Annotated in this window: 20 protein-coding genes and 1 riboswitch; of the genes, 13 read left to right on the forward strand and 7 right to left on the reverse strand. The window is 75.8% G+C overall.

What is annotated here, in order from left to right; genetic code table 11:
- Positions 1-202: 202 nt before the first annotated feature.
- Positions 203-1,075, forward strand: coding sequence for an aa3-type cytochrome oxidase subunit II (gene ctaC, locus BUE37_RS20775; RefSeq protein ID WP_073422356.1), 873 nt, complete (start codon positions 203-205; stop codon positions 1,073-1,075).
- A 42-nt stretch (positions 1,076-1,117) separates the two neighbouring features.
- Complete coding sequence (locus tag BUE37_RS20780) at positions 1,118-1,522, forward strand: cytochrome c oxidase subunit 4 (protein ID WP_073422357.1); 405 nt, start codon at positions 1,118-1,120, stop codon at positions 1,520-1,522.
- Between the two features lie 744 nt (positions 1,523-2,266).
- Here the strand turns inward: BUE37_RS20780 and qcrB are convergent.
- Genes qcrB through ctaE form a run of 4 tightly spaced genes read right to left on the reverse strand, consistent with a single transcriptional unit; the run spans position 2,267 to position 6,579 of the window.
- Positions 2,267-3,967 carry a cytochrome bc1 complex cytochrome b subunit gene (gene qcrB / locus BUE37_RS20785; RefSeq protein WP_073422358.1) on the reverse strand — a complete coding sequence of 567 codons (1,701 nt, stop codon included), beginning with the start codon at positions 3,965-3,967 and terminating at the stop codon, positions 2,267-2,269.
- On the reverse strand, positions 3,967-5,079 hold the full coding sequence (qcrA, locus tag BUE37_RS20790) for a cytochrome bc1 complex Rieske iron-sulfur subunit (protein ID WP_083628976.1): 1,113 nt from the start codon (positions 5,077-5,079) through the stop codon (positions 3,967-3,969). The genes qcrB and qcrA overlap by 1 nt, the downstream gene beginning before the upstream one ends.
- Complete coding sequence (qcrC, locus tag BUE37_RS24885; RefSeq protein WP_073422359.1) at positions 5,076-5,957, reverse strand: cytochrome bc1 complex diheme cytochrome c subunit; 882 nt, start codon at positions 5,955-5,957, stop codon at positions 5,076-5,078. The genes qcrA and qcrC overlap by 4 nt, the downstream gene beginning before the upstream one ends.
- A 7-nt stretch (positions 5,958-5,964) precedes the next feature.
- Entirely contained in the window at positions 5,965-6,579 is a 615-nt protein-coding gene (ctaE, locus tag BUE37_RS20800) for an aa3-type cytochrome oxidase subunit III (RefSeq protein ID WP_073422470.1), read from the reverse strand.
- Between the two features lie 141 nt (positions 6,580-6,720).
- On the opposite strand from ctaE, the gene BUE37_RS20805 reads away from it, so the two are divergent.
- On the forward strand, positions 6,721-7,158 hold the full coding sequence (locus BUE37_RS20805; RefSeq protein ID WP_175562950.1) for a hypothetical protein: 438 nt from the start codon (positions 6,721-6,723) through the stop codon (positions 7,156-7,158).
- Positions 7,155-8,213, forward strand: a complete 1,059-nt coding sequence (trpD, locus tag BUE37_RS20810) for an anthranilate phosphoribosyltransferase (protein ID WP_073422360.1) — start codon at positions 7,155-7,157, stop codon at positions 8,211-8,213. Before BUE37_RS20805 ends, trpD begins: the two co-directional genes overlap by 4 nt.
- A gap of 7 nt (positions 8,214-8,220) precedes the next feature.
- Here the strand turns inward: trpD and BUE37_RS20815 are convergent, their stop codons facing one another.
- Both BUE37_RS20815 and BUE37_RS20820 read right to left on the reverse strand, forming a co-directional pair.
- A complete protein-coding gene (locus tag BUE37_RS20815; RefSeq protein WP_073422361.1) occupies positions 8,221-8,508 on the reverse strand; it encodes an Lrp/AsnC family transcriptional regulator in 288 nt (95 codons plus the stop codon).
- 41 nt (positions 8,509-8,549) lie between these two features.
- Positions 8,550-10,415, reverse strand: coding sequence for a DEDD exonuclease domain-containing protein (locus tag BUE37_RS20820; RefSeq protein WP_245794821.1), 1,866 nt, complete (start codon positions 10,413-10,415; stop codon positions 8,550-8,552).
- Positions 10,416-10,661: 246 nt separating this feature from the next.
- On the opposite strand from BUE37_RS20820, the gene BUE37_RS20825 reads away from it, so the two are divergent.
- From BUE37_RS20825 to BUE37_RS20845, 5 genes are all read left to right on the forward strand, one after another.
- Positions 10,662-12,389, forward strand: coding sequence for an NlpC/P60 family protein (locus BUE37_RS20825; RefSeq protein WP_073422362.1), 1,728 nt, complete (start codon positions 10,662-10,664; stop codon positions 12,387-12,389).
- A gap of 111 nt (positions 12,390-12,500) precedes the next feature.
- A complete protein-coding gene (locus BUE37_RS20830; RefSeq protein WP_073422363.1) occupies positions 12,501-12,809 on the forward strand; it encodes a hypothetical protein in 309 nt (102 codons plus the stop codon).
- A gap of 159 nt (positions 12,810-12,968) precedes the next feature.
- A riboswitch (cyclic di-AMP (ydaO/yuaA leader) is annotated at positions 12,969-13,146 on the forward strand.
- A 17-nt stretch (positions 13,147-13,163) separates the two neighbouring features.
- Entirely contained in the window at positions 13,164-14,354 is a 1,191-nt protein-coding gene (locus BUE37_RS20835) for a C40 family peptidase (RefSeq protein WP_083628977.1), read from the forward strand.
- A 182-nt stretch (positions 14,355-14,536) separates the two neighbouring features.
- Positions 14,537-15,853, forward strand: a complete 1,317-nt coding sequence (locus tag BUE37_RS20840) for a M48 family metallopeptidase (protein ID WP_073422364.1) — start codon at positions 14,537-14,539, stop codon at positions 15,851-15,853.
- On the forward strand, positions 15,850-16,968 hold the full coding sequence (locus tag BUE37_RS20845; RefSeq protein ID WP_073422365.1) for a glycosyltransferase family 4 protein: 1,119 nt from the start codon (positions 15,850-15,852) through the stop codon (positions 16,966-16,968). Before BUE37_RS20840 ends, BUE37_RS20845 begins: the two co-directional genes overlap by 4 nt.
- A gap of 82 nt (positions 16,969-17,050) precedes the next feature.
- Here BUE37_RS20845 and BUE37_RS20850 read toward each other — a convergent pair whose 3' ends face one another.
- Entirely contained in the window at positions 17,051-18,844 is a 1,794-nt protein-coding gene (locus BUE37_RS20850; RefSeq protein ID WP_073422366.1) for an AMP-dependent synthetase/ligase, read from the reverse strand.
- A 154-nt stretch (positions 18,845-18,998) separates the two neighbouring features.
- Here BUE37_RS20850 and BUE37_RS20855 point away from each other — a divergent pair, with 154 nt between their 5' ends.
- From BUE37_RS20855 to BUE37_RS20870, 4 genes are read left to right on the forward strand one after another with little or no spacing between them, the layout of a single operon-like run.
- On the forward strand, positions 18,999-19,430 hold the full coding sequence (locus tag BUE37_RS20855) for an SRPBCC family protein (RefSeq protein ID WP_073422367.1): 432 nt from the start codon (positions 18,999-19,001) through the stop codon (positions 19,428-19,430).
- Positions 19,431-19,437: 7 nt separating this feature from the next.
- Positions 19,438-20,607: an ArsA family ATPase gene (locus BUE37_RS20860; RefSeq protein ID WP_073422368.1), complete on the forward strand. Its 1,170-nt coding sequence runs from the start codon at positions 19,438-19,440 to the stop codon at positions 20,605-20,607.
- The gene (locus BUE37_RS20865; protein WP_073422369.1) at positions 20,604-20,990 is read left to right on the forward strand and encodes a hypothetical protein; all 387 of its coding nucleotides are present in this window, start codon (positions 20,604-20,606) and stop codon (positions 20,988-20,990) included. The genes BUE37_RS20860 and BUE37_RS20865 overlap by 4 nt, the downstream gene beginning before the upstream one ends.
- Entirely contained in the window at positions 20,990-21,976 is a 987-nt protein-coding gene (locus tag BUE37_RS20870; RefSeq protein ID WP_073422370.1) for an ROK family glucokinase, read from the forward strand. The genes BUE37_RS20865 and BUE37_RS20870 overlap by 1 nt, the downstream gene beginning before the upstream one ends.
- The last annotated feature ends 1 nt before the right edge of the window (position 21,977 follow it).

Raw genomic sequence — 21,977 nt, forward strand, 5'->3', positions numbered from 1 at the left:
CCGGGCGCGACCCTGGTCACCGCCGTCCCGGACGCCCCGGGCGACCCGCCGGTACCCGCTCTCCGGTCGTCGGCCGCCTCGCGCGGTCGGCTAGTCTCGGCCCAGACTGGGGTCTGGCGCACCGGCCTCGGCGGGAACCGTCCGAGGCCGCGCCGACAGAGCCGTCCGGTTCCACGGACGGAGGACGAGGAGGCAGCGAGCAGTGGCTCGACGCAGCAGGCTCGCGCGGGTCGCCGCGCTCGGTCTCCTGGGGGTGCTGACCCTCACCGGGTGCGACCTGAACAACGAGTTCTGGCGCTTCGGTTTCCCCGAGGGGGTGACCGAGGAGGCCACCGTGGTCCGCGAGCTGTGGACCGGCTCGGTGATCGCGGCGCTCATCATCGGGTTCCTCGTGTGGGGCCTGATCATCTGGTCGGTGATCGTCCACCGGAAGAAGGGCGACGAGCTGCCGCGGCAGACGGCCTACAACCTGCCGCTGGAGATCGCGTACTCGATCGTCCCGTTCCTCATCATCGCCGGCCTGTTCTTCTTCACGGTCGTCGTGCAGAACGACGTCCAGGAGCGCAGCGACGACCCCGACACCACGATCGCGGTCAACGCGTTCAAGTGGAACTGGCAGTTCGTCTACCCGGAGACCACCGGTGCCGACGGCGAGCCGGTGAACACCGTCGGCGCCACCGACGAGATCCCGATCCTCGTGATGCCGGTCGACCAGGACGTGCGCTTCGAGGTCGCCTCCGCCGACGTCATCCACTCGTTCTGGGTGCCGGAGTTCCTCTTCAAGCTCGACGTCATCCCGGGCAACGAGAACGGCCGCGACAACGTCTTCGAGGTGCACGCCAACGAGACCGGCTCGTACGTCGGCCGGTGCGCCGAGCTGTGCGGCAGCTACCACGCGTACATGAACTTCGAGGTCCGCGTCGTCAGCGCCGAGGACTACGAGGCGTACCTCGCCGCGCGCGAGGAGGGCCAGACCACCTACGAGGCGCTGGAGACCATCGGCCAGGAGGGCGAGGCCACCACGACCCGCCCGTTCCGGGTGGGCGACGGCTACTACCAGCAGGCCAATGACTGACCCGGCCGCCGGCCGCACCCACGTCGCGCAGGGAGGACGACCGTGAAGGTCGAAGCGCTCATCTTCAACCTCATCGCGGTCTTCTGCGTCGTCGCGGCCGCCGTGTACGGCTTCTGGTCGCGGGAGCCGATCGGCACCACCGCGCTGGTGCTGTCGGCCGGCCTGACCGGCCTGATCGGCGGGTTCTTCTGGTTCGTCTCGCGCCGCATCGACGCCCGTCCCGAGGACCGCAAGGACGCCGAGATCGCCGAGGGCGCCGGTGAGCTGGGCTTCTTCAGCCCGGCGAGCTACTGGCCCTTCGCCATCGCGGTCGGTGCCGCGCTCACCGGCCTGGGCCTGGCGTTCTGGTACTTCTGGCTCATCGCCATCGGCACGGTCGCCCTCCTGGTCACCGTCGGCGGCCTGCTGTTCGAGTACTACGTGGGGCAGAACGCGCAGTCCAGCTGAGCGTCCGCCTCGTCGAGGGCCCCCTCCCGCACCGCGGGAGGGGGCCCTCGTGCGTTCCCGGGTGCCTGCCGGGTGCCGGGGACGGCGGGGAGGTCCTGACGCGGTCCTGGGCGGGCTGACGGCGATCCGGTGCGGCCCTCCGCGATCCGGCGCTGTGCAGGCCGAGCGCGGAGGACGGCGGCCGTCGACCGGTGCGCGGGCTGCCGCCTGTGGTCGAGCTGGGAGCGGCCGTGCCGGCGCCCCCGACCGTGGTCCTGCGACCGCGCTGACGGCACGGGCATCGGCGGGCAGGGATGCCGTGGTGCCGGGCCACCACCGGGCCTGTGCACGGTCCGTGGGCCCCTTGCCAAGCCCCGAGTCGCCTGGTCCCGGCGCGGTGCCGTCAGGCGGCGCTGGGGCCGCCGGCGGCCGCCCTCCCGCCCAGCCGCGCCCTGTCCCAGGCCGGCCGCACCTGCGACTTCGCGCGGGAGCCGCCACGGCGGCACAGCCCCCGGCACGGTCGGCGGGGAGTCCCGACGCGGGTGGCCCGAGCCTCCGGTCGCCGGGTGCCGGGTGCCGGGTGGAGCGTCGACCGGTGGGTGAGTGCGGGAGCGGGCGCGCCGTCGGTGGGGGAGGGCTCCCCGGGCACTGTTCACCGGCCATGTGTCCCTGCTCCCGGCGTCCCTGCTGCCGGCGTCCTGCCCCCGACATGCAGCAGGGCCCCGGTGGAGATCCACCGGGGCCCTGCTGTGCGTGCTGGTGCGACTAGTCGCGCGGCTCCTGCGGCCGGCCACCCTCGGACGGGCGCCCGCCCTCGGAGGGACGGCCACCCTCGGACGGGCGACCGCTGGAGGTCAGCTCGCGGTGCGGGTCGGCCGGGGCGAGACCCCGCTCCTCACCGCGCTGCTCGAGCTCGACCGCGCGCGGCTCCTCGATCGGCGAGAAGAACCCGCGGATGGCGCGGCGGGCGCCACCGACCTGGTTCATCTTCTTGGGCACCGGAGCGCCGCCGTAGGCCAGCTGGCCGTGGCCGTGCTCGTCGACCGGGCCGAGCGGCTGGTGCACCTCGATGAACTCACCGTGGGGCAGGCGGCGGATGACACCGGTCTCGATGCCGTGCTCGAGGACCTCGCGGTCGTGCTGCTGCAGACCGAGACAGATCCGGTAGGTCAGCACGTACGCGATGGGCGGCAGGATGATCAGGCCGATGCGGCCGATCCAGGTCATCGCGTTCAGGCTGATGTCGAACTTGTCGGCGATGACGTCGTTGGCACCCGAGAGCAGCAGCACCACGTAGAACGTGATGGCCATCAGGCCCAGCGAGGTGCGCACGGGCACGTCGCGCGGACGCTGCAGCAGGTGGTGCGACGCGGTGTCGCCGGTCAGCTTCCGCTCGAGCATGGGGTAGGCCAGCAGGAGCGTGAAGATGATGCCGGGCAGCACCACGGTCGGCCAGAACAGCGCCGGGATGTTGTAGTTCCCCGGGAGGTAGATGTCCCAGGCGGGGAACAGACGCGTCGACCCGTCGAGGAACATCACGTACCAGTCGGGCTGGGACGCCGAGGACACCTGGGCCGGGTTGTACGGGCCCCACAGCCACAGCGGGTTGATCTGCACCAGACCGCCGAGGCCGGCGCAGACGCCGAAGACGACGAGCAGCAGGCCGGTGGCCTTCCCGGCGAAGGTCGGGAAGAGGCGGTTGCCGACCACGTTGTGCTCGGTGCGGCCCGGGCCGGGGAACTGCGTGTGCTTCTGCTTGACCAGGATCAGCAGGTGCACCGCGATCAGGCCCAGGATGATCGCCGGGATGATCAGCACGTGGGCGATGTAGAGCCGCCCGACGATCAGGTCGCCGACGTAGTCGCCGCCGAAGACCGCCCAGTGGGCCCAGGTCCCGATGACGGGGATCGACAGGATGATCGCCGACATGATCCGCAGGCCGGTGCCCGAGAGCAGGTCGTCGGGCATCGAGTAGCCGGCGAAGCCCTCGAAGATGCCGAGGATCAGCAGCGCGACACCGATGAGCCAGTTGGTCTCGCGCGGCCGGCGGAAGGCGCCGGTGAAGAAGATCCGCAGCATGTGGCAGACGATCGACGCCATGAACAGCAGCGCTGCCCAGTGGTGGATCTGCCGGATGAGCAGACCACCGCGGACGTCGAAGGAGATGTCGAGCGTCGACGCGTAGGCGATCGACATCTCGACACCGCGCAGGGGCGCGTACGAGCCGTCGTAGACGACCTCGGTCATCGAGGCCTGGAAGAAGAACGTCAGGTACGTGCCGGTCAGCAGCAGGATGATGAACGAGTAGAGCGCGATCTCCCCGAGCAGGAACGACCAGTGGTCGGGGAAGACCTTGTTCAGCGTCCTGCGCAGCGGACCGGCGACGATGAGCCGGTCGTCGACCTCGAGAGCGGCCCTGCCCGCGAGCGTCTTGGGCGCTCCCGGTGCGGTGGCGGTGCGAGCCATCAGATGCGCTCCCGGTTCCAGTAAGTGGGACCCACGGCCTCAATGTAGTCGCTGCGCGCCACGAAGAAGCCCTCGTCGTCGACAGCGATGGGCAGCTGCGGCAGCGACCGGGTGGCGGGCCCGAACACGGGCTTCGCGCCCTGCGTGACGTCGAACTGCGACTGGTGGCAGGGGCACAGGATCCGGCTGGTCTCCTGCTCGTAGAGCGAGACCGGGCAGCCGGCGTGCGTGCAGATCTTCGAGTAGGCGACGTAGTCGCCGTAGCCGAAGTCCTCCTGGCCGGCGCGGAAGCTGGCGTCGGCCTGCTGCGACGGGCGGAGGCGGATGAGCATGGTCGCCGCGTCGGTCTGCCGGTTGCCGCCGGGGACTGCCGGGAAGACGGTCTCCAGCGAGCCGGGCTCCTGGTCGCCGGGGCGGACCGGGGTGCCGTCGTCGCGGACCAGGCGCACGCCCTCGGCCCACGACGTCGTCCCCAGGGGGTTGCCGCGGTTCGGGTTCTTGATCAGACCGCCGAGCGGGGCCAGCAGCATGAGGCCGAGGCCACCGCCCATGAAGGCGAGGCTGCGGGTGATCAGCTTGCGCCGCTTGAGGCCCGAGTTGTGCAGGCCGCCCACCAGCGTCGCGCCGGTGGTCACGCGGTCGAAGTGCGAGCCGTCGTGCTTGTCCTGCACCGCGGTCTCGTGCGGCAGCAGCTTCTTGGTGTAGAGCACCAGGCCCACGCCGAAGAAGGTGAAGGCCAGCGCCATCGTCAGGCCCAGGAGCGGGGTGTAGAGCACGCTCCAGGTGCTGCTGCCGAGCTGCCACTCCCAGTTGGGGAGGAACCAGCCGGCACCGGCGTAGACGACGACGAAGGCGAACGCCGAGAGGCCGGCCAGGGCGAACATGGTGCCGACCTGGCGGACGGCGCGCTTCTCCAGCGCCGAGCCCGGCTCGGGGCCGGGCTCGACGTGCAGGATCTCGACGCCGTCGTAGCGCGCGCCGAGGCGGTCGAGCTCCTCGCGGGGGAGCGCGGCGAGCTGCTCCGGGGTGTAGTCGTCGTCCGGGCCGCCGTGCAGCGGGCCGGGGACGTCCGCGCCGCCCGTGGTGCCGGGGCGGGTGTTGCTGGCGGTCACGCCTTGCTCCCCATCCAGAAGATCCCGAACAGCAGGGCCGCGACGCCGACGACCCAGATGACCAGGCCCTCGCTGACCGGGCCGATGCGGCCGATGCCCGCGCCACCCGGGTCCGGCATGTCGGTGATCGTCTGCACGTAGTTGATGATCGAGCGCTTCTCCTCGGGGGTGAGCTGGTTGTCCCCGAAGACCGGCATGTTCTCCGGCCCGCTCAGCATCGCGGTGTAGATCTCGAGGTCGTTGGCGTCCTCGAGGCTCGGCGCGTACTTGCCCGAGGACAGCGCGCCGCCCTCACCGACGAAGTTGTGGCACTGGGCGCAGTTGAGGCGGAACAGCTCGCCACCGGCGGCCAGGTCGCCGTCGCGCAGGTCGCCCGACGGGAGGGTCGGGCCGCCGCCGTTGGCCTGGACGTAGGCCATCAGCTGGTCGATCTCCTCGTCGGAGAAGATCGCCGGCTTGTCGGGGGCCTGGGCCTCCTGGCGGATCAGCGGCATGCGGCCGGTGTGCACCTGGAAGTAGACGGCGGCCTCGCCGACACCGATGAGCGAGGGCCCGCGGTTGGGCACGCCCTCGAGGTTCTCACCGTGGCAGCTGATGCAGCTGCGCTCGTACAGCTCGCGGCCGGCGGCCTCGGCGCTGGACTCGCTGCCCTCGTCGGCCGCCTGGGCGCCGGGGGCGAGGGTCGAGTAGACGGCGCCGGTGAGGACCAGCGCGGCCATCAGGCCGGCGACGTTGGCCAGCCGGCGGCGCTGCTTGGAGCGGCGCCGGGCGCGGGCGGCCGCGGCCGGGGTGCCCTCGGCGGGGCGCCGGCGCGACCAGCGGGACCGCGGCGCGACCTCGTCGGCCTGGGTCTCGGACTGGGGGTTCGTGGTGGACACCGGTTCCCTAGCGGATCAGGTAGATCGTGGCGAAGAGCCCGACCCACACGACGTCGACGAAGTGCCAGTAGTAGGAGACCACGATCGCCGAGGTCGCCTGTGCCGGCGTGAACCGGCCCATGGTGGACCGGATGAGCACGTACACGAAGGCCACGAGGCCACCGATGACGTGCAGCGCGTGGAAGCCGGTCGTCAGGTAGAAGACCGAGCCGTAGGTGGAGCTGGAGATCGTCGTGCCGTGCTCGGTGACGAGCACGCGGTACTCGTTGGCCTGGGCGAGGACGAAGACCAGGCCCATGACGAAGGTGATCGTGAACCACCGGCGCAGGCCGTAGACGTTCCCGCTCTCCGCCGCGAAGACCCCGATCTGGCAGGTGACCGAGGAGGCCACCAGGATCAGGGTGAAGAACAGCGCGTACGGGAGGTTCAGCTCCGTCGGCTCCGGGGGCCAGCCGTCGGTCGCGCGCGCCCGCGCGGTGAAGTACATGGCGAACAGCCCGGCGAAGAACATCAGCTCGCTGGAGAGCCAGATGATCGTGCCGACGCTGACCATGTTCGGTCGGGTCAGGGAGTGCACCCGCGAGGTGTCGAAGGTGCTGCTCGCCACGGGGGCCGTTGTCACGCTGCCCATCATGGCATCGGCCGGCGACACGGGCCGACCGTGGGTGGCACGGCGTGCCCGGGCCGTGACCGGTCCGAGACCGTCCCCCGGACGGGGTCGCGTCCCCCGGGCGGGACGGCCGTGGGCACTAGGCTGCCGGGTGTGAGCGATGGCATCAGCGCTGCGCCGGCGACCGTCCTGGTCTACAGCTCGCGGCCGGAGGTCCGCGAGGCCGTCCGCACCGCCGTCGGACGCCGCCCGGCACCCGACGTCGGGCCGCTGACCTGGATCGAGTGCGCCACCGGCGAGGACGTCGTCGACACCGTCGACGGCGGCGGGGTGGACCTCTGCATCCTCGACGGGGAGGCGCAGCCGACCGGCGGCCTGGCGCTGTCGCGGCAGCTGACCGTCGAGGTCGCCGACCGTCCCGCGCTGTGCGTGCTCATCGCCCGCCAGCCCGACCGCTGGCTGGCGCACTGGTCGCGCGCCGACGCGACGCTGGCCCTGCCGGTGGACCCGCTGACCGCGCCGCAGGTCGTCGCCGGGCTGCTGCGCGAGCGGGCGGCCCGGCCGCCGCTGCGCCGTCCCGCCCGCCGGTGAGCGCCCGCACCGCTGCCGGACCCACGTGGCCCGGCCTGCTGACGCGCCTGCTGGCCGGTGAGGACCTCGGCGCCGACGACACCGCCTGGGCGATGCGCGAGGTCATGACCGGCGAGGCGACGGCCGCCCAGATCGCCGGCTTCGCCGTGGCGCTGCGGGCCAAGGGCGAGGCGCCGGCCGAGGTCGCGGGGCTCGCCGCCACGATGCTCGAGCGGGCGACGCCGGTGGACCTGCCGGTGGCCACCGTCGACATCGTCGGGACCGGCGGCGACGGGGCGCACACCGTCAACATCTCCACGATGGCCGCCGTGGTCACCGCCGCCGCCGGGGTGCCGGTGGCCAAGCACGGCAACCGGGCGGCGTCGTCGTCGTCCGGGGCGGCCGACGTGCTCGAGGCGCTCGGCGTCGTCATCGACCTGCCGGCCCCCGCGGTGGCCCGCTGCGTGCGCGAGGCCGGCATCGGCTTCTTCTTCGCGCCGGTCTTCCACCCCGGCTACCGGCACACCGCCGCCCCGCGCCGCGAGATGGGCATCGGCACGGTCTTCAACTTCCTCGGCCCGCTGACCAACCCGGCCCGGCCGGTGGCCGCGGCGATCGGCTGCGCCGACGCCCGGATGGCCCCGGTGCTGGCGCAGGTGGTGGCCGGCCGGGGTGCCCGCGCCCTGGTCTTCCGCGGCGACGACGGCCTCGACGAGCTCACCACCGCGACGACGTCGCGGGTGTGGGTGGCCCGCGACGGCGCGGTGACGGCGGGGACGGTCGACCCGGCCGCCCTCGGCATCGCGCCGGCCGGCCCGGACGCGCTGCGCGGCGGGGACCCGGCGCACAACGCCGACGTGTTCCGCCGGGTGCTCGACGGCGAGCGCGGGCCGGTGCGCGACGCGGTGCTGCTCAACGCGGCCGCGGCGCTGGCCGCCTTCGACGAGCGCGGCGGGGAGCTGCCCGACGTGCTGGCGGCCGGCCTCGGGCGGGCCGCGGCCGCCGTCGACGACGGCCGGGCGGCGGCGCTGCTGGCGCGCTGGGTGGACGTGAGCCGGGCGGCCGCCGGCGCCTGACGCCGGCTCAGTCGGCGTTCTCGAGCCCCACGGAGAACGCGGCCTCCAGGTCGTGCCGGGAGTAGGCGCGGAAGGCGATGTGCGTCTCGGTCTCGAGGACGCCGGGGACCTTGTTGATCCGCCCGGCGATCACCTCGGCGACCTGCTCGAACTCGCGGACCCGCACGATCGCGATCAGGTCGACCTCGCCGGCGGTCGAGTAGACCTCGCTGACGCCGTCGAGGTCGGCGATCGCGGCCGCCACCTCGGGGATCGCGTCGGTGGCGGCGTCGACCATCACGATGGCGGTGATCACGCTGCCGGACTCTAGCCGCGGGGGCGCCGCCCCGCGGGCGCTCAGGCGACGACGACGCGGTCGGGCCGGGAGCGGGTGCCGAGCCGGCGGCCGTCGGCGAACGGGTCGCGCAGCGCCCGCCCGGCCTCGACGCGGGCGAGGAACCCGCTGAAGCCGCCCGTGCCCGGCGCCGCGCAGGCCAGCGTGCCGTCGACCTCGACCAGGCGGGTGCCGGGCTTCTCCATCCAGCGCAGCACCAGCTCGGTCTCGTCGACGGAGGCGGCCAGCTCGCCGTCCGGGCCCGGCACGGTCTCCGCGGTGGCCCGCAGCAGCGCCAGCGCGTCGCGCACCGACGTCGCCCGCGGTGCGCCGCCGGCCGCGACCAGCCGGCCGCGGCGCACCACCGTCAGGTGCCAGCCGCCGGCGCCGTCGGGACGGGCCAGCACGAACTCCGGGACGGCGGCCAGCGTCTCCAGCCGCTGCCGGCGGCGGACGGCGCGCACCAGCACGGCGACCCGGTCGCGCAGCACGGCGGCGTCCTCGTAGCGCTCCTCGGCGGCCAGCCGGTCGACCCGCTCGAGCAGCGGCCCGACGAGCGCCCCCGGGTCACCGGCGACGGCGGCGCGCAGCACCTCGGCGACGAGGGCGTACTCGGCGACCGACTGCGCGCCCGTGCACGGCCCTCCGCAGCGGCCCATCCCGAACAGCGCGCAGGCGCTGGTGGTCACCCGGGGCGAGAGCCGGGAGGTGCACTGCCGCAGCGGCAGCGCCTCGTGGACGGCGGCCATGGCCATGTCGGCGGCGCGCCGGTCGGCGAACGGGCCGAGGAAGACCCCGGCGCCCGGCCGCGTCCGGCGGACGGCCGACAGCCGGGGGAAGGGCTCCTCGGTGAGCCGCAGCCACAGCGCCCGCTCGGGGAAGCGGGACCGGCGGTTGTAGCGCGGCTTGTGCTCGGCGATCAGCCGCAGCTCGCGGACGGCGGCCTCCAGGTCGTGCGCGCACGGGACGGCGTCGACGCGGGTGGCCAGGGCGACCATCTCGGTCATCCGGCTGCGCTGCTCGCTGGAGTTGAAGTAGCTGCGCACGCGGGTGCGCAGGTCGTTGCTCGTGCCGACGTAGAGCGGTTCGTCGTGCGGGCCGCGGAAGACGTAGACGCCGGGGCCGTGCGGGACGGTCTCGGCGAGGTGGCGCTTGCGGCGGCGCGCCGGGTCGACCTGCCGGGTCAGCCCGGTCAGCTCCTCCAGCGACGTCACCCCGAGCGGGCCGAGTCGTTCGAACAGGCCGTGGAGGACGTCGACGGTCGCGCGGGCGTCGTCGAGCGCCCGGTGGCACGGCGAGGTGGTGGCGGAGAAGAACGGCGCGAGGGTGGCCAGCTTGCAGTTGGGCACCTCGTCGCGGCTGAGCAGCCGGCGCGCCAGGACGGCGGTGTCGACCGAGGCGGCCGCGGGCCAGGCGGTGCCGGTCTGCTCGCAGGCGGCCCGGAGGAACCCGAGGTCGAAGGGGGCGTTGTGCGCGACGAGGACGGCGCCGCGGGCGAACTCGAGGAAGGCCGGCAGGACCGCGTCGATGCGCGGCGCGGTGGCCACCATCGCCGTCGTGATCCCGGTGAGCACGCTGATGTAGGGCGGCACCTCGCAGCCCGGGTCGACCAGCGTCTGGAACTCCCCGAGCACCTGCCCGCCGCGCACCTTCACCGCGCCGATCTCGGTGATCGCGCAGTCCTTCGGGGACCCGCCGGTGGTCTCGAGGTCGACCACCACGAAGGTGACGCCGGCCAGCGGCGTCCCGAGCTCGTCGATCGTCGCCTGCACGTAGGGCAGCGGCTCGTGCGGGACCGGCCGGGTGCGGGGGAGCGGGCGGTCGCCGTGGGCGGGTGCCTGCTCGTGTCGCGGCGGCCGGAAACCGGCCCCGCTGGCGGGGAAGAGCACGGCGGGACGGTAGGCCGGGGGTCGGACAGTCCCGGGGAGGCGGCCCCGGTGGTGCTGCCGGAGGCGGTCCCGGAGGCGGTCCTGGAGCGGCTCCCGGGAGGGGGTCCTGACGGGCTCCCCGGCGCGGCGCCCGGCGTGCCCTCGCCCGGGCGGGGGAGGCGCGCCCGCACCGGTTGCGGCACGGACGCGGCCCGGACGACGATCGCCCGGCGGACCAGGGGGGTCCGGTCCAGTGAGGGTGGTCCGATGCGTGCGCGGTCCCGGCGCGGCGCGACGTCGCTCGGCGTCGCCGCCCTCGCCGCGGTCCTGGCGGTCGCGCTCGCCGGCCCCGCCGCCGCGGCGCCCAGCGACCAGCCCGGCGGCACCAGCGGCACCCTCGACAGCGCGGCACTGGACCGGCTTCAGCAGCGCGCCGCCGAGGTGCAGGCCGACCTGCAGCAGCGGCAGGCCGAGGTGACCGCGGCGCAGCAGGCGCTGGCCGCCGCGCAGGCCGACGCCGACACCGCCCGGGCCGACGTCGCCGCCGCGGAGGGCGAGCTGGCGCGGTACCAGGCCGTCGTCGCCCGCTACGCCTCGGCGGCCTACCGGGACGGCGGCGCGCTGACGCCGCTGTCGGTCCTGCTCAGCGGCGCCGACCCGGGCGACGTCGTCGCCGCCCTCGGCTACCTCGAGGCCGTCGACGACCACACCGCCGCCACCGTGACCGCCGCGGAGCAGCAGCGCCGGGCCGCGGTGGCCGATCGGACGGCGGCCGAGGCCGCGCTGGCCGAGGCCCAGCAGCGGGCCGACCGGCTGTCCGGCCAGGTGGCCGAGCTGCAGGCGAGCGCGGAGGCGGTCACCGACGAGCTCGACGTGGCCCTCGGCGACGTCGACCGGCAGCTGTCGGACCTGCAGCGCCAGCAGGCCGACGTCAACCGCCAGACGGCCGCCAACTGGCGCGCGTACCTCGACCAGCTCGCGGCGGCCGGGGTCGCGGCGCCGCCGGCGTCGGTGCTGCTCGACCCCGCGGCCGGGCTGCCCGGCGGGCTGCTGCCGGTCGGCGCCGCGGCCGGCGGCGCCCAGCGCGGGGCGGCGCAGTCCCCGCGGGAGCCCACGTCGCTGCTGGTGCTGCCGGCCGAGACGCTGGCCGCCGTCACCGCGGCGATGGACGCCCTCGGCCGGCCGTACGCGCCCGGCACGGCGGGGCCCGACTCCTGGGACTGCGGGTCGCTGGTGTCGACGGTCTACCGCGACGCCGGGATCGACCTGCCCGGCGACCAGGCGGGGCTGTTCGCGGGAACGACCCCGGTCGACCTCGCCGACGCGCTGCCCGGCGACCTGGTGTTCCTCGGCACGCCGGAGTCGGGACTCGGGCACGTGGGCATCGCTCTCGACGGGCAGACGATGCTGGCCGCCGACGGGCGGGCCGGCGCGGTCGTCGTCCGCCGGTTGCCGGCCGACCAGGTGCTGCACGTCGGCCGGCCGAGCCTCGGCCCGCGCGCGGAGGTGGCCCCGCCGGGCCCGACCGGCGGCGCGCTGCGCGTGGAGTGCGGCAACACGGTCTACCCGCCGAGCTCCGTCGAGGGGCGCTCGTGGGGCGGCTACCCCAACGGCCTGATCCCGCCCAGCGCGCTGTGCCCGATCGGCGTCGGCTCGCACGCGCTGCGCTGCGACGCCGCGGCGGCCTGGCGGGCGCTGGGCGCCGCGTACGCGACGGCGTTCGGCGGGCCGCTCTGCATCACCGACTCCTACCGCACCTACGCCTCGCAGGTGCGGCTCTACGGGGAGAAGCCGGCGCTCGCGGCGGTGCCCGGCACCAGCAACCACGGCTGGGGCCTGGCCGTGGACCTGTGCGGCGGCATCGACACCTTCGGCACCCCGCAGTACGCGTGGATGGTCGCCAACGCCGGCCGCTTCGGCTGGCTGCACCCCACCTGGGCCGACCCGGGCAACGGCCGCGAGGAGCCCTGGCACTGGGAGTACGCGGGCAGCTGAGCCGGGACTGTCGGTGGCCGTCCCTAGCGTGCCGGCCAACCGACAGGGAGACCCGTCCCGTCCGTCGCCCGGTCTCCCGGGCGCGCGGCGGGGCACCGGAGGGACACCGCCATGCTCATCGACTGCGACTCGTGCACCGTGCGCGGCACCGGCTGCGCCGACTGCGTCGTCACCGTGCTGCTCGGCGCGCCGCCGGCGGAGCTGGGCACCGAGCCCGTGCTGCTGCCGGTGCCGCCGGTCCCGGCCGCCACCACCCGCGCCACGGACGACGCCGCCGCGCCCCTCGCGGGCGTGGTGGTCGACCTCGACGACGTGGAGCGCCGCGCCGTGCGCGCCCTGGCCGACGGCGGCCTGGTGCCTCCGCTGCGTCACCGGCCGGCGGGGGAGGCCCGGCCGGGTGGGCGCCGCCGCACCGGCTGAGACGCAGGTGACGGCCCGGGCGGGCACGCACCGGAGTGGCGCGACTGCTCACCGTGTGTGTTCTCACAGTTCCCGGGGTCCGCGTTTGTCACATCTGCATCACGTCCGTACTGTGGCCGCGTCCGGCCGGGTGGTCGTCACCCACTGCGAGGTGACCTCGGCCGGTCACCGCCGAGTCACCGGACGCCGCCCCCGGGTGTGCGCGAGGTGAGCCGGGGACCCACCGCAGCACTGGGGTGAGTTCTCACGGACACCGGTCCGCCGGGGTCCAGAGATAGGGCACGTCTTCCCAGCCCGAACCCGTCAGCTAACTCGGTAGGCGGTAGCTGAGGAAGAAACGGAGAGCCGCCGCCCGTGGCGACCCCCCGCCCCTCCCTGGGGCATGCCCGTGAACAGTCCGCGTCCCGCAGCACCGCCCGTGTCGCGGGGGCGCACCGCCCCTCCCGCCGCCGTCTCCTCGGCCGCGTCGCGCTGGTCGGCACCACCGCCGCGCTGACCGTGACGCTCCTGCCCGGCACCGCCGTGGCCGACCCGGAGCGGGCCACCACGCCGGAGCAGGCCGCCGAGCTCGCCGCCGACGCCGGCCGCCGCCTGGAGGCCGTCTCCGAGCAGGTCAACGAGGCCCGCGAGACCGTCCTGCAGCAGCAGGCCGCCGCCGCGGCCGCCGACCAGGCGCTCGCCGACGCGCAGGCCCAGCTGCAGGCCCTCGACGGGCAGATCCGCGAGGTCGCCCGCACCGCGTGGACCGGCGGCAACGACACCTTCGCCGGCCTCGAGCTGCTGATGACCAGCGACTCCGCCGACGACTTCGTCAACTCGCTGGCCACCCTCGACCAGATCGCCGGGCACACCACCGACGTGCTCGCCGAGGTCGGGGAGGCTGCCGCGGCCGCCCAGCAGGCGCAGTCCGACGCCGACGCCGCCGAGGCCGACGCGCAGCGCACCCTCGACGACCTCAGCGCTCAGGAGGCGCGGCTCGAGGAGGACATCGCCGACTACCAGGCGCAGTTCGCCGCGCTGACCGCCGCCCAGCAGGCGGCCGCCCTGGCCGCCCAGCAGGCCGGCGAGGCCGAGCAGGCCGCGGCTCCCGCGGCGGCCGGTGGCAGCACCGGCGAGAGCGCTCCGGTCGCGCAGGCCGCCGGTCAGGCCGCGGCGGCGCAGCCCGCCCCGGTGGCGGCGGCCGGTGGCGGCAGCGGCGCCGCGCAGGCCGCCGTGCAGACCGCGCTGGCGCAGGTCGGCGACCCCTATGTGTGGGGCGCCGGCGGGCCGAACGCCTTCGACTGCTCGGGCCTGACCCAGTACGCCTACGCGGCGGCCGGGATCAGCCTCCCGCACTCGAGCCGCATGCAGTCGCAGATGGGCACCGCGGTCACGCGGTCGCAGCTGCAGCCGGGCGACCTGATCTTCTACTACAGCCCGGTCAGCCACGTCTCGATGTACATCGGCAACGGCCAGATGGTGCACGCCTCCACCTCCGGTGTGCCGGTGAAGGTCGTGTCGGTCGACTCGATGGGCGGCATCACCGCCATGCGCCGCATCGCCTGACGGAGGACCCCCTCCTCCCCACGCCTCGCGAGCTCGGCGCGGGACCCGGGAGGGGGCCGTTCCAGCACCTCACCATCGAGGGCCGGGGACCCAGCACGGGTCCCCGGCCCTCGCCGCGTCCGGGGCCCGGGCCGACCGTCCCGGCGCCCGCCTAGGATCGGCCGGGTGGGCTGGGCGGCGGCGTGAGCAGGGCCCGCCAGGAGGACCGCACCGGCCCCGCGCCGGCCCGCCGCTGGACCGCCCGCCGCGCCGCCCTCGTCGTCGCCGCGGTGCTCGGGGCGGCGTTCGTCGTCGTGGTCGCCGTCCGGACGCCGTGGACCGTGCTGCCGCCCCCGCCCGGCGGGGCCACACCGGTCAGCGACGACGCCGGGCTGCCCGCCGAGGTGGTGCGCCGCGCCGAGGCGCTGGCCGGCGACCTGCGTCCCGCCTCGCTGGCCAACCTCCTGCTCGGCCTGGCCGTCTCCGCACTGTTCGGCCTGACCCGCCTCGGCAGCCGGCTGGTCGGCGCGCTCGGCCGGACCGACGGCCGCCGGTGGCCGCTGACCGTCCTGGCCGCCACGGTGGTCCTGCTGCTCGCCGGGCGGCTGGCCACGCTGCCGATCAGCGCGTACGGCGAGGTGGTCCGGCACCGCTACGGCCTGTCGACCCGGTCGTGGGGGCTGTGGCTGCGCGACGTCGCCGTGAACACGGCCATCGACGCCGGCCTGACCGCGCTCGGGCTGCTCGCCCTGGTGGCCCTGGCCCGGTGGGCGCCGCGCACCTGGTGGGCGTGGGCGTCGGCGGGCGCCGCCGCGCTCGTGGTCACCGGCTCCTTCCTCTACCCGGTGGTGATCGAGCCGGCGTTCAACAGCTTCGCGTCGCTCCCGGCCGGGCAACTGCGCACCGACGTCCTGGAGCTCGCCGAGGAGAGCGGCACGCCGGTCGAGGACGTCCTCGTGGCCGACGCCTCCCGCCGGACGACGTCGCTCAACGCCTACGTGTCCGGGTTCGGCTCCACGCGCCGCGTCGTCCTCTACGACACGCTGCTCGCCGACGTGCCCGACGACGAGATCGAGTCGATCGTGGCCCACGAGCTCGGGCACGTGGCCACCGACGACGTCCTCACCGGCACGCTGATGGGTGCCCTCGGCGCGGCGGGAGCGGTGGCGCTGCTCGGCTGGCTGCTGTCGTGGCCGCCCCTGCTGCGGCGGGCGGGCGCGGGGTCGGCCGGCGACCCGCGGGTCGTGCCGCTGGTGCTGCTGCTCAGCGCCGTCGGCACGCTGGCGGCCACCCCGGTGCAGAACCTCGTCTCGCGGCACGTGGAGGCCCGCGCCGACCTGCACGCCCTCGACCTCACCGGCGACGCCGCGGCGTTCGTGGCGATGCAGCAGCGGCTGGGGGAGACCAACCTCTCCGACCCCAGCCCGCCCGCGGCCTGGCAGTGGTTCTTCGGCTCGCACCCGACGACGGCCCAGCGGGTGGCGATGGCGGAGGACTGGCTCGGACTGGGCGGCCGGTGAGCCGCACGCTCGTCGTCACCAACGACTTTCCGCCGCGGCAGGGCGGCATCCAGACCTTCGTCGCCGCGCTGCTCGAGCGCCGCCCGCCGGGGTCGCTGGTGGTGCTCGCCTCCCGCTCGCCTGGCTGGGAGGCGTACGACGCGCAGCTGCCCTACCCGGTCGTCCGGCAGCGGACGTCGATGCTCCTCCCCACCCCGGCCACCGCCCGGGCCGCGGCGGCGCTCGTCCGCGAGTACGGCTGCGACACCGTCCTGTTCGGCGCGGCCGCCCCGCTCGGGCTGCTCGCCCCGGGCCTGCGCGCCGCCGGGGCACGGCGCCTGGTGGGCGTCACGCACGGGCACGAGACCGGCTGGGTCGCCCTGCCCGTCGCCCGGCAGCTGGTGCAGCGGATCGCCGGCGGCCTCGACGTCGTCACCTACATCAGCGGGTACACCCGCGGCCGCCTGGCGCCGGCGCTCGAGGGGCGGACGCGGCTCGCGCAGCTGTCGCCGGGTGTCGACGTCGACCGGTTCACCCCGGCCGCCGACGGGACGGCGGTCCGCCGCCGGTACGGGCTGGGGGACGCGCCGGTGGTCGTGTGCGTCTCCCGCCTGGTGCCGCGCAAGGGCCAGGACGTGCTGGTGGCCGCCTGGCCGCGGGTGCTCGCCCGCCACCCCGGCGCCCGGCTGCTCCTGGTCGGCGGCGGTCCCGACGAGGCCCGGCTGCGGCGCGCGGCCCGCGGGCTCGGGGACGCGGTGGTGCTGACCGGCGCGGTGCCGCCCGCGCAGCTGCCCGAGCACTACGCCGCGGGCGACGTGTTCGTTATGCCCTGCCGCACCCGCCGCGGCGGCCTCGACGTCGAGGGCCTGGGCATGGTGTACCTGGAGGCCGCCGCGTGCGGCCTGCCGGTGGTGGCCGGCACGTCCGGCGGGGCGCCGGAGGCGGTGCTCGACGGCGAGTCGGGCACCGTGGTGCGCGACCCGCGGTCCCCGGAGGCGGTGGCCGCCGCGGTGACCGCGCTGCTCGACGACCCGCCGCGGGCCCGGGCGATGGGCGCCGCCGGCCGCGCGTGGGTGGAGCGGCGCTGGTCGTGGACGACGATCGCCGCCGACCTCGCCGCCCTGCTCGAGCCCTGACCGGCACGTCCCGGGGACCCGAGGGCCCGGGACGGCGCGAGCCCCCTCCCGCGGTGCGGGAGGGGGCTCGCGGCGGGCGGGGTCAGCGGCTGTAGAGCGCCTCAACCTCGGCGTCGAACTCCTTGACCACCACGGAGCGCTTCAGCTTGAGGCTCGGGGTGAGCATCCCGTTCTCCTCGGTGAAGTCGGTGGCCAGCACCCGGTACCTCTTGATGGCCTCCGCCTGGGAGACGGCCCGGTTGGCGTCGGCGACGGCGGCGTCGAGCTCGGCCTTGACGTCGGGGTCGTCGGCCAGCGCGGCGACCGGGGTGTCGGCGGGCTTGCCCTTCGACTCCAGCCACAGCGGCAGCGCCTCGGCGTCGAGGGTGACCAGCGCGGCGATGAACGGCCGCTGGTCGCCGACGACGATGCACTGGCTGACCAGCCGGTGCGCGCGCAGCCGGTCCTCGAGGACGGCGGGGGCGACGTTCTTGCCGCCCGCGGTCACCAGGATCTCCTTCTTGCGCCCGGTGATCTTCGTGAACCCGTCGGCGTCGATCTCGCCGATGTCGCCGGTGTGGAACCAGCCCTCGGCGTCGATCGCCTCGGCGGTGGCCTGCTCGTTCTTCCAGTAGCCGCGCATGACCACGCCGCCGCGGATGAGGATCTCGCCGTCCTCGGCGATCCGGAACGAGACGCCGGGCAGCGGCCGGCCGACCGTGCCGATGCGCAGCGCCTTCTCGTGGTTGACCGACGCGGCGGCGGTGGTCTCGGTGAGGCCGTAGCCCTCGAAGACGGTGACGCCGATGCCGCGGAAGAAGTGGCCCAGCCGCTCGCCGAGCGGGGCGCCGCCTGAGATGGCGCCGAGGCACCGGCCGCCGAGGGCGGCGCGCAGCTTGCCGTAGACCAGCCGGTCGAACAGCGCGTGCTGCAGCCGCAGGCCGAGGCCCGCGCCGCCGGTGTCCTGCGCCCGCGACCAGGCGATGGCGACGGCGGCGGCGCGGTCGAAGATCTTCCCCTTGCCGTCGGCCTCCGCCTTGGCCTTGGCGGAGTTGAACACCTTCTCGAACACGCGCGGCACCGCGAGGACGAACGACGGCTTGAAGGCGCCGAGGTCCTCGAGCAGGTTCTTCACGTCCGGCGTGTGGCCGGTGATCGTGCGGGTCTTCACCGCGCCGACCTGCAGGACGCGGGCCAGCACGTGCGCGAGCGGGATGAACAGCAGCAGCGACTCGTCCTCGCCGAGGAACCGGTCCAGCAGCGTGATGCCGTTGTCGATCTCGAACAGGAAGTTGCCGTGGGTGAGCTCGCAGCCCTTCGGCCGGCCCGTGGTGCCCGAGGTGTAGATGAGCGTGGCCAGGCTGTCCGCGTTCAGCGTGGCGCGGCGGGCGGCCAGCTCGCTGTCGGGCACGTCGGCGCCGGCGGCGGTGAGGGTGGCGACGGCGTCGTCCTCGATGACGTACAGCGGCCCGAGGTCGGGCGCCTGGTCGCGCACGGAGTCGACGGCCGAGGCGTGCTCGGCGCGCTCGACGACGGCGGCGACGGCGCCGGAGTCGGCGAGGATCCAGGCCACCTGGTCGGGGCTGGAGGTCTCGTAGACCGGCACCGTGACCGCGCCCGCCGTCCAGATGGCGAAGTCGAACAGCGGCCACTCGTAGCGGGTCTTGGCCTGCAGGGCGACCCGGTCGCCGGGCTGCACGCCGGCGGCGATCAGGCCCTTGGCCACGCCGGTCACCTGCTCGCCGAACTGGCGCCAGGTGACGTCCTCCCACCGCCCGCCGCGCTGGATGCGGAGGCCGACCTCGTCGCCGTGCTTCTCGACGTTCTCGGTCAGCATGTCGGTCAGGGCCGCGTCCGGGCCCACCTCGCTCGTCGCGGGGACGCTGTACTCGCGCACGCTCGGTCCTCTCTCCCCGCTCGGCCGGGGCGCCGGTGCCCGCGGTCCCGCGGCGGGACACGTCCCGACGAATCTACCGGCTGCGCCTACCGGTGAGTAGCCGCAGCCGGGCGGCCCGGCCCGCGGGCGGGAGCGGAGCGGCTAGCCTCAGGCCATGGCCGAGCAGTCGACCCAGTCGATCGTCGTCGCCGCCCCGGCGGCCGACGTGATGGCGGTGATCGCCGACTTCCCGGCCTATCCGCAGTGGGTGAAGGCGGCCCGCACCGTGGAGGTGCAGGAGACGGGGCCCGACGGCCGCGCCCGCCGGGTGCGCTTCGTCATCGACGCCACCGTCCTCACCGACGAGTACGTCCTCGACTACACCTGGGACGGCGACCGGCAGGTCTCCTGGACCCTCGTGCAGAGCAAGCTCATGAAGCGGCAGGACGGCTCCTACACGCTCCGCGAGACCGGCGGCGGCACCGAGGTCACCTACCGGCTCACCGTCGACATGGCGGTGCCGATGATCGGGATGCTCAAGCGCCGCGCCGAGAAGGTCATCCTCGACACCGCGCTCAAGGAGCTCAAGAAGCGCGTCGAGGGCTGAGCCGCCCGTGCGCACCCTGCTGTTCTCCGGCCCCGGCGGGGCCGGCACGACCACCGTCGCGGCGGCCGCCGCGGTCCGCGCCGCGGGCGGCGGGCGCCGGGTGGCGCTCGTGACCGCGCAGGAGCCGCCGGCCGGCGTCGCGGACGCGGGCGCCGAGGTCGTCCGCGCCGATCCGGGCGCCGGGCTCGAGCGGCTGTGGGAGCGGTGGGGCGCCGAGCTGTCGGCCGCCGTCCCCGACCTGACGCTGCCGCCCGCAACGTCGGTGGTCCCGCTGCCCGGGGCGCGGGAGGTGGCGCTGCTGGCCGCGCTCGCGCGCGCCGGCGACGCTGACCTGGTCGTCCTCGACGCCGGCCCGCTGGAGACGGCGGCCGGGCTCGTCGCGCTGCCCGGGGCGCTGCGCTGGTGGCTGGAGCAGGCGCTGCCCACGCGGCTGCGGATGCTGGGGGCGGTCCGCACCGCCGCCGTCCGCGCGGGCACGGTCCGCCGCGGCGCGGTCGACGTCGCGCTCGCCGCCGTCCCGGAGCTGGAGTCCTGGCTGGGCGCCCAGGCCCTCGCCGACCCCTCGGCCACCGCCGTCCGGCTGGTCGCCGTGCCGCGGCCCGGCGCGGCCGCCGCCCTGCGCCGCGCCACCACGGCGCTGGCCGTGCACGGCCAGGCCGCGGCCGGGGTGCTCGCCCGCGTGCTGCCCGACGCGGCCGCCGGCGGCTGGTGGGCCGCGCGCCGCGCCGAGCAGGAGGAGTCGCTGGCCGCGCTGGCCGAGGTGGCGGAGGTCGTGCAGGTGCCGGAGTCCGCGGCCGCGCCGCGGGGCGCCGCCGCGCTGGCCGCGCTGCTGCCCGACCTGCCCGGGCCCGCCGGGGAGCCGGCGCCGGCGCCGGCGCCCGAGCGGGTCGACGGCGGCTGGCGGCTGGTGCTGCCGCTGCCCTTCGCCGAGCGGGGCGACGTCGGCCTGACCCGCTGGGAGGACGACCTCGTGCTCACCGCCGCGGGCACCCGCCGGTCGCTGCGGCTGGACGCGCTGCTGCGGCGGTGCGTGGTCACCTCGGGCAGCCTGGCCGACGCCGGCACCGCCCGCGCGCGGCTGGAGGTCGGGTTCGCGGCGGACCCGCAGCAGTGGCCGGCCGACCTGCTGGCCGCCCAGCAACCGGAGCCGGGCCGGGACGAGGGGGGAACGCGGTGAGCGAGGCGACCGACTGGGTCGAGCAGGCCCGCCGGCTGGTCGCGGGCCTGGGCCTGCAGGGACTCGACCTCCAGGGGCTGGGTCTCCAGGGACGGGGTCTCCAGGGGCCGGGCCTCCAGGGCCGGCCGGACGGGGACGGGCACGTGCCCGGCGGGGACTGCCGCTGGTGCCCGGTGTGCCAGGTCGCCGCCGTCGTGCGCCGCCCGGAGGTGAGCGAGGCGCTGGCCGACGCGCTCACCAGCGCCGCGACCGCCCTGCGCGCCATGGCCGCCGCGGCCGCCGCGGCCGAGGAGGAGCGGCGGACCGCGCCGGAGCAGCCCGAGCAGCCCGCGTCCGCACCACCCCCGCCGGCACCGCCGGTGCAGCACATCGAGATCGCCTAGTGGACGCGGCCGCGCTGCCGGCGCTGGGCGTCGACGTCGGCGGCACCAAGGTCGCCGGCGGCGTCGTCGCCCCCGACGGCACGGTCCTGGCCACCGCCCGCCGGTCCACGCCCACCGCGACGGTGGGTGAGACCGAGACGGCGATCGCCGCGGTGGTCGAGGAGCTCGCCGCCGCGCACGGGGGAGAGCTCGCCGCGGTCGGCGTCGGCGCGGCCGGGTGGTTCGACCGCACCGGCGACGTCGTGCTGTTCAGCCCGCACCTCGCCTGGCGGCACAGCTCGCTGCGCCGCGACCTGGCCGCCCGGCTGCGGCGGCCGCTGTGGGTGGGCAACGACGCCGACGCCGCCGCCTGGGCCGAGTACCGCTTCGGCGCCGCCCGGGGCGCCGACCTCGCGCTGTGCGTCACCCTCGGCACCGGCATCGGCGGCGGGATCGTCGCCGGCGGCCGGCTGCAGCGCGGCGCGCACGGCGTCGCGGGGGAGTGGGGCCACATGCGCGTGGTGCCCGACGGCCGGCTGTGCCCGTGCGGCAACCGCGGATGCTGGGAGCAGTACGCCAGCGGGAGCGCGTTGGCCACCACCGCCCGCGAGGTCGCCACCCGCTCACCGGCGGCGGCCGCCCGGCTGCTCGACCGCGTCGACGGCGACCCCACCCGGCTCACCGGCGAGGACGTCGCGCGCGCCGCGGCCGACGGCGACCCGGTGGCGCTGGCGCTGGTCACCGACGTCGGCGAGTGGCTCGGCCAGGGCATCGCCGACCTCACCGCGGTGCTCGACCCCGACGTCGTCGTCATCGGCGGCGGGGTCAGCGTGCTCGGCGAGATGGTGCTGCGGCCGGCCCGCGAGCGGCTGGACCGGGTGCTGCCCGGACGCGGGTTCCGGCCCGGGCCGGAGGTGGTCGCCGCCACGCTGGGCGCGCAGGCCGGCCTGGTGGGTGCCGCCGACCTCGCGCGGGCCACCGTCTGCGCGCAGGAGACCGGCGGCTGAC

This window comes from Geodermatophilus nigrescens (genome assembly GCF_900129495.1).
Taxonomy (GTDB): domain Bacteria; phylum Actinomycetota; class Actinomycetes; order Mycobacteriales; family Geodermatophilaceae; genus Geodermatophilus; species Geodermatophilus nigrescens.

What these genes read in the sequence shown, in the direction of transcription:
- qcrB (WP_073422358.1), bottom strand. Translation starts at nt 3,967, where the DNA reads ATGGCTCGCACCGCCACCGCACCGGGAGCGCCCAAGACGCTCGCGGGC.
- BUE37_RS20825 (WP_073422362.1), top strand. Translation starts at nt 10,662, where the DNA reads ATGCGTGCGCGGTCCCGGCGCGGCGCGACGTCGCTCGGCGTCGCCGCC.
- BUE37_RS20830 (WP_073422363.1), top strand. Translation starts at nt 12,501, where the DNA reads ATGCTCATCGACTGCGACTCGTGCACCGTGCGCGGCACCGGCTGCGCC.
- BUE37_RS20855 (WP_073422367.1), top strand. Translation starts at nt 18,999, where the DNA reads ATGGCCGAGCAGTCGACCCAGTCGATCGTCGTCGCCGCCCCGGCGGCC.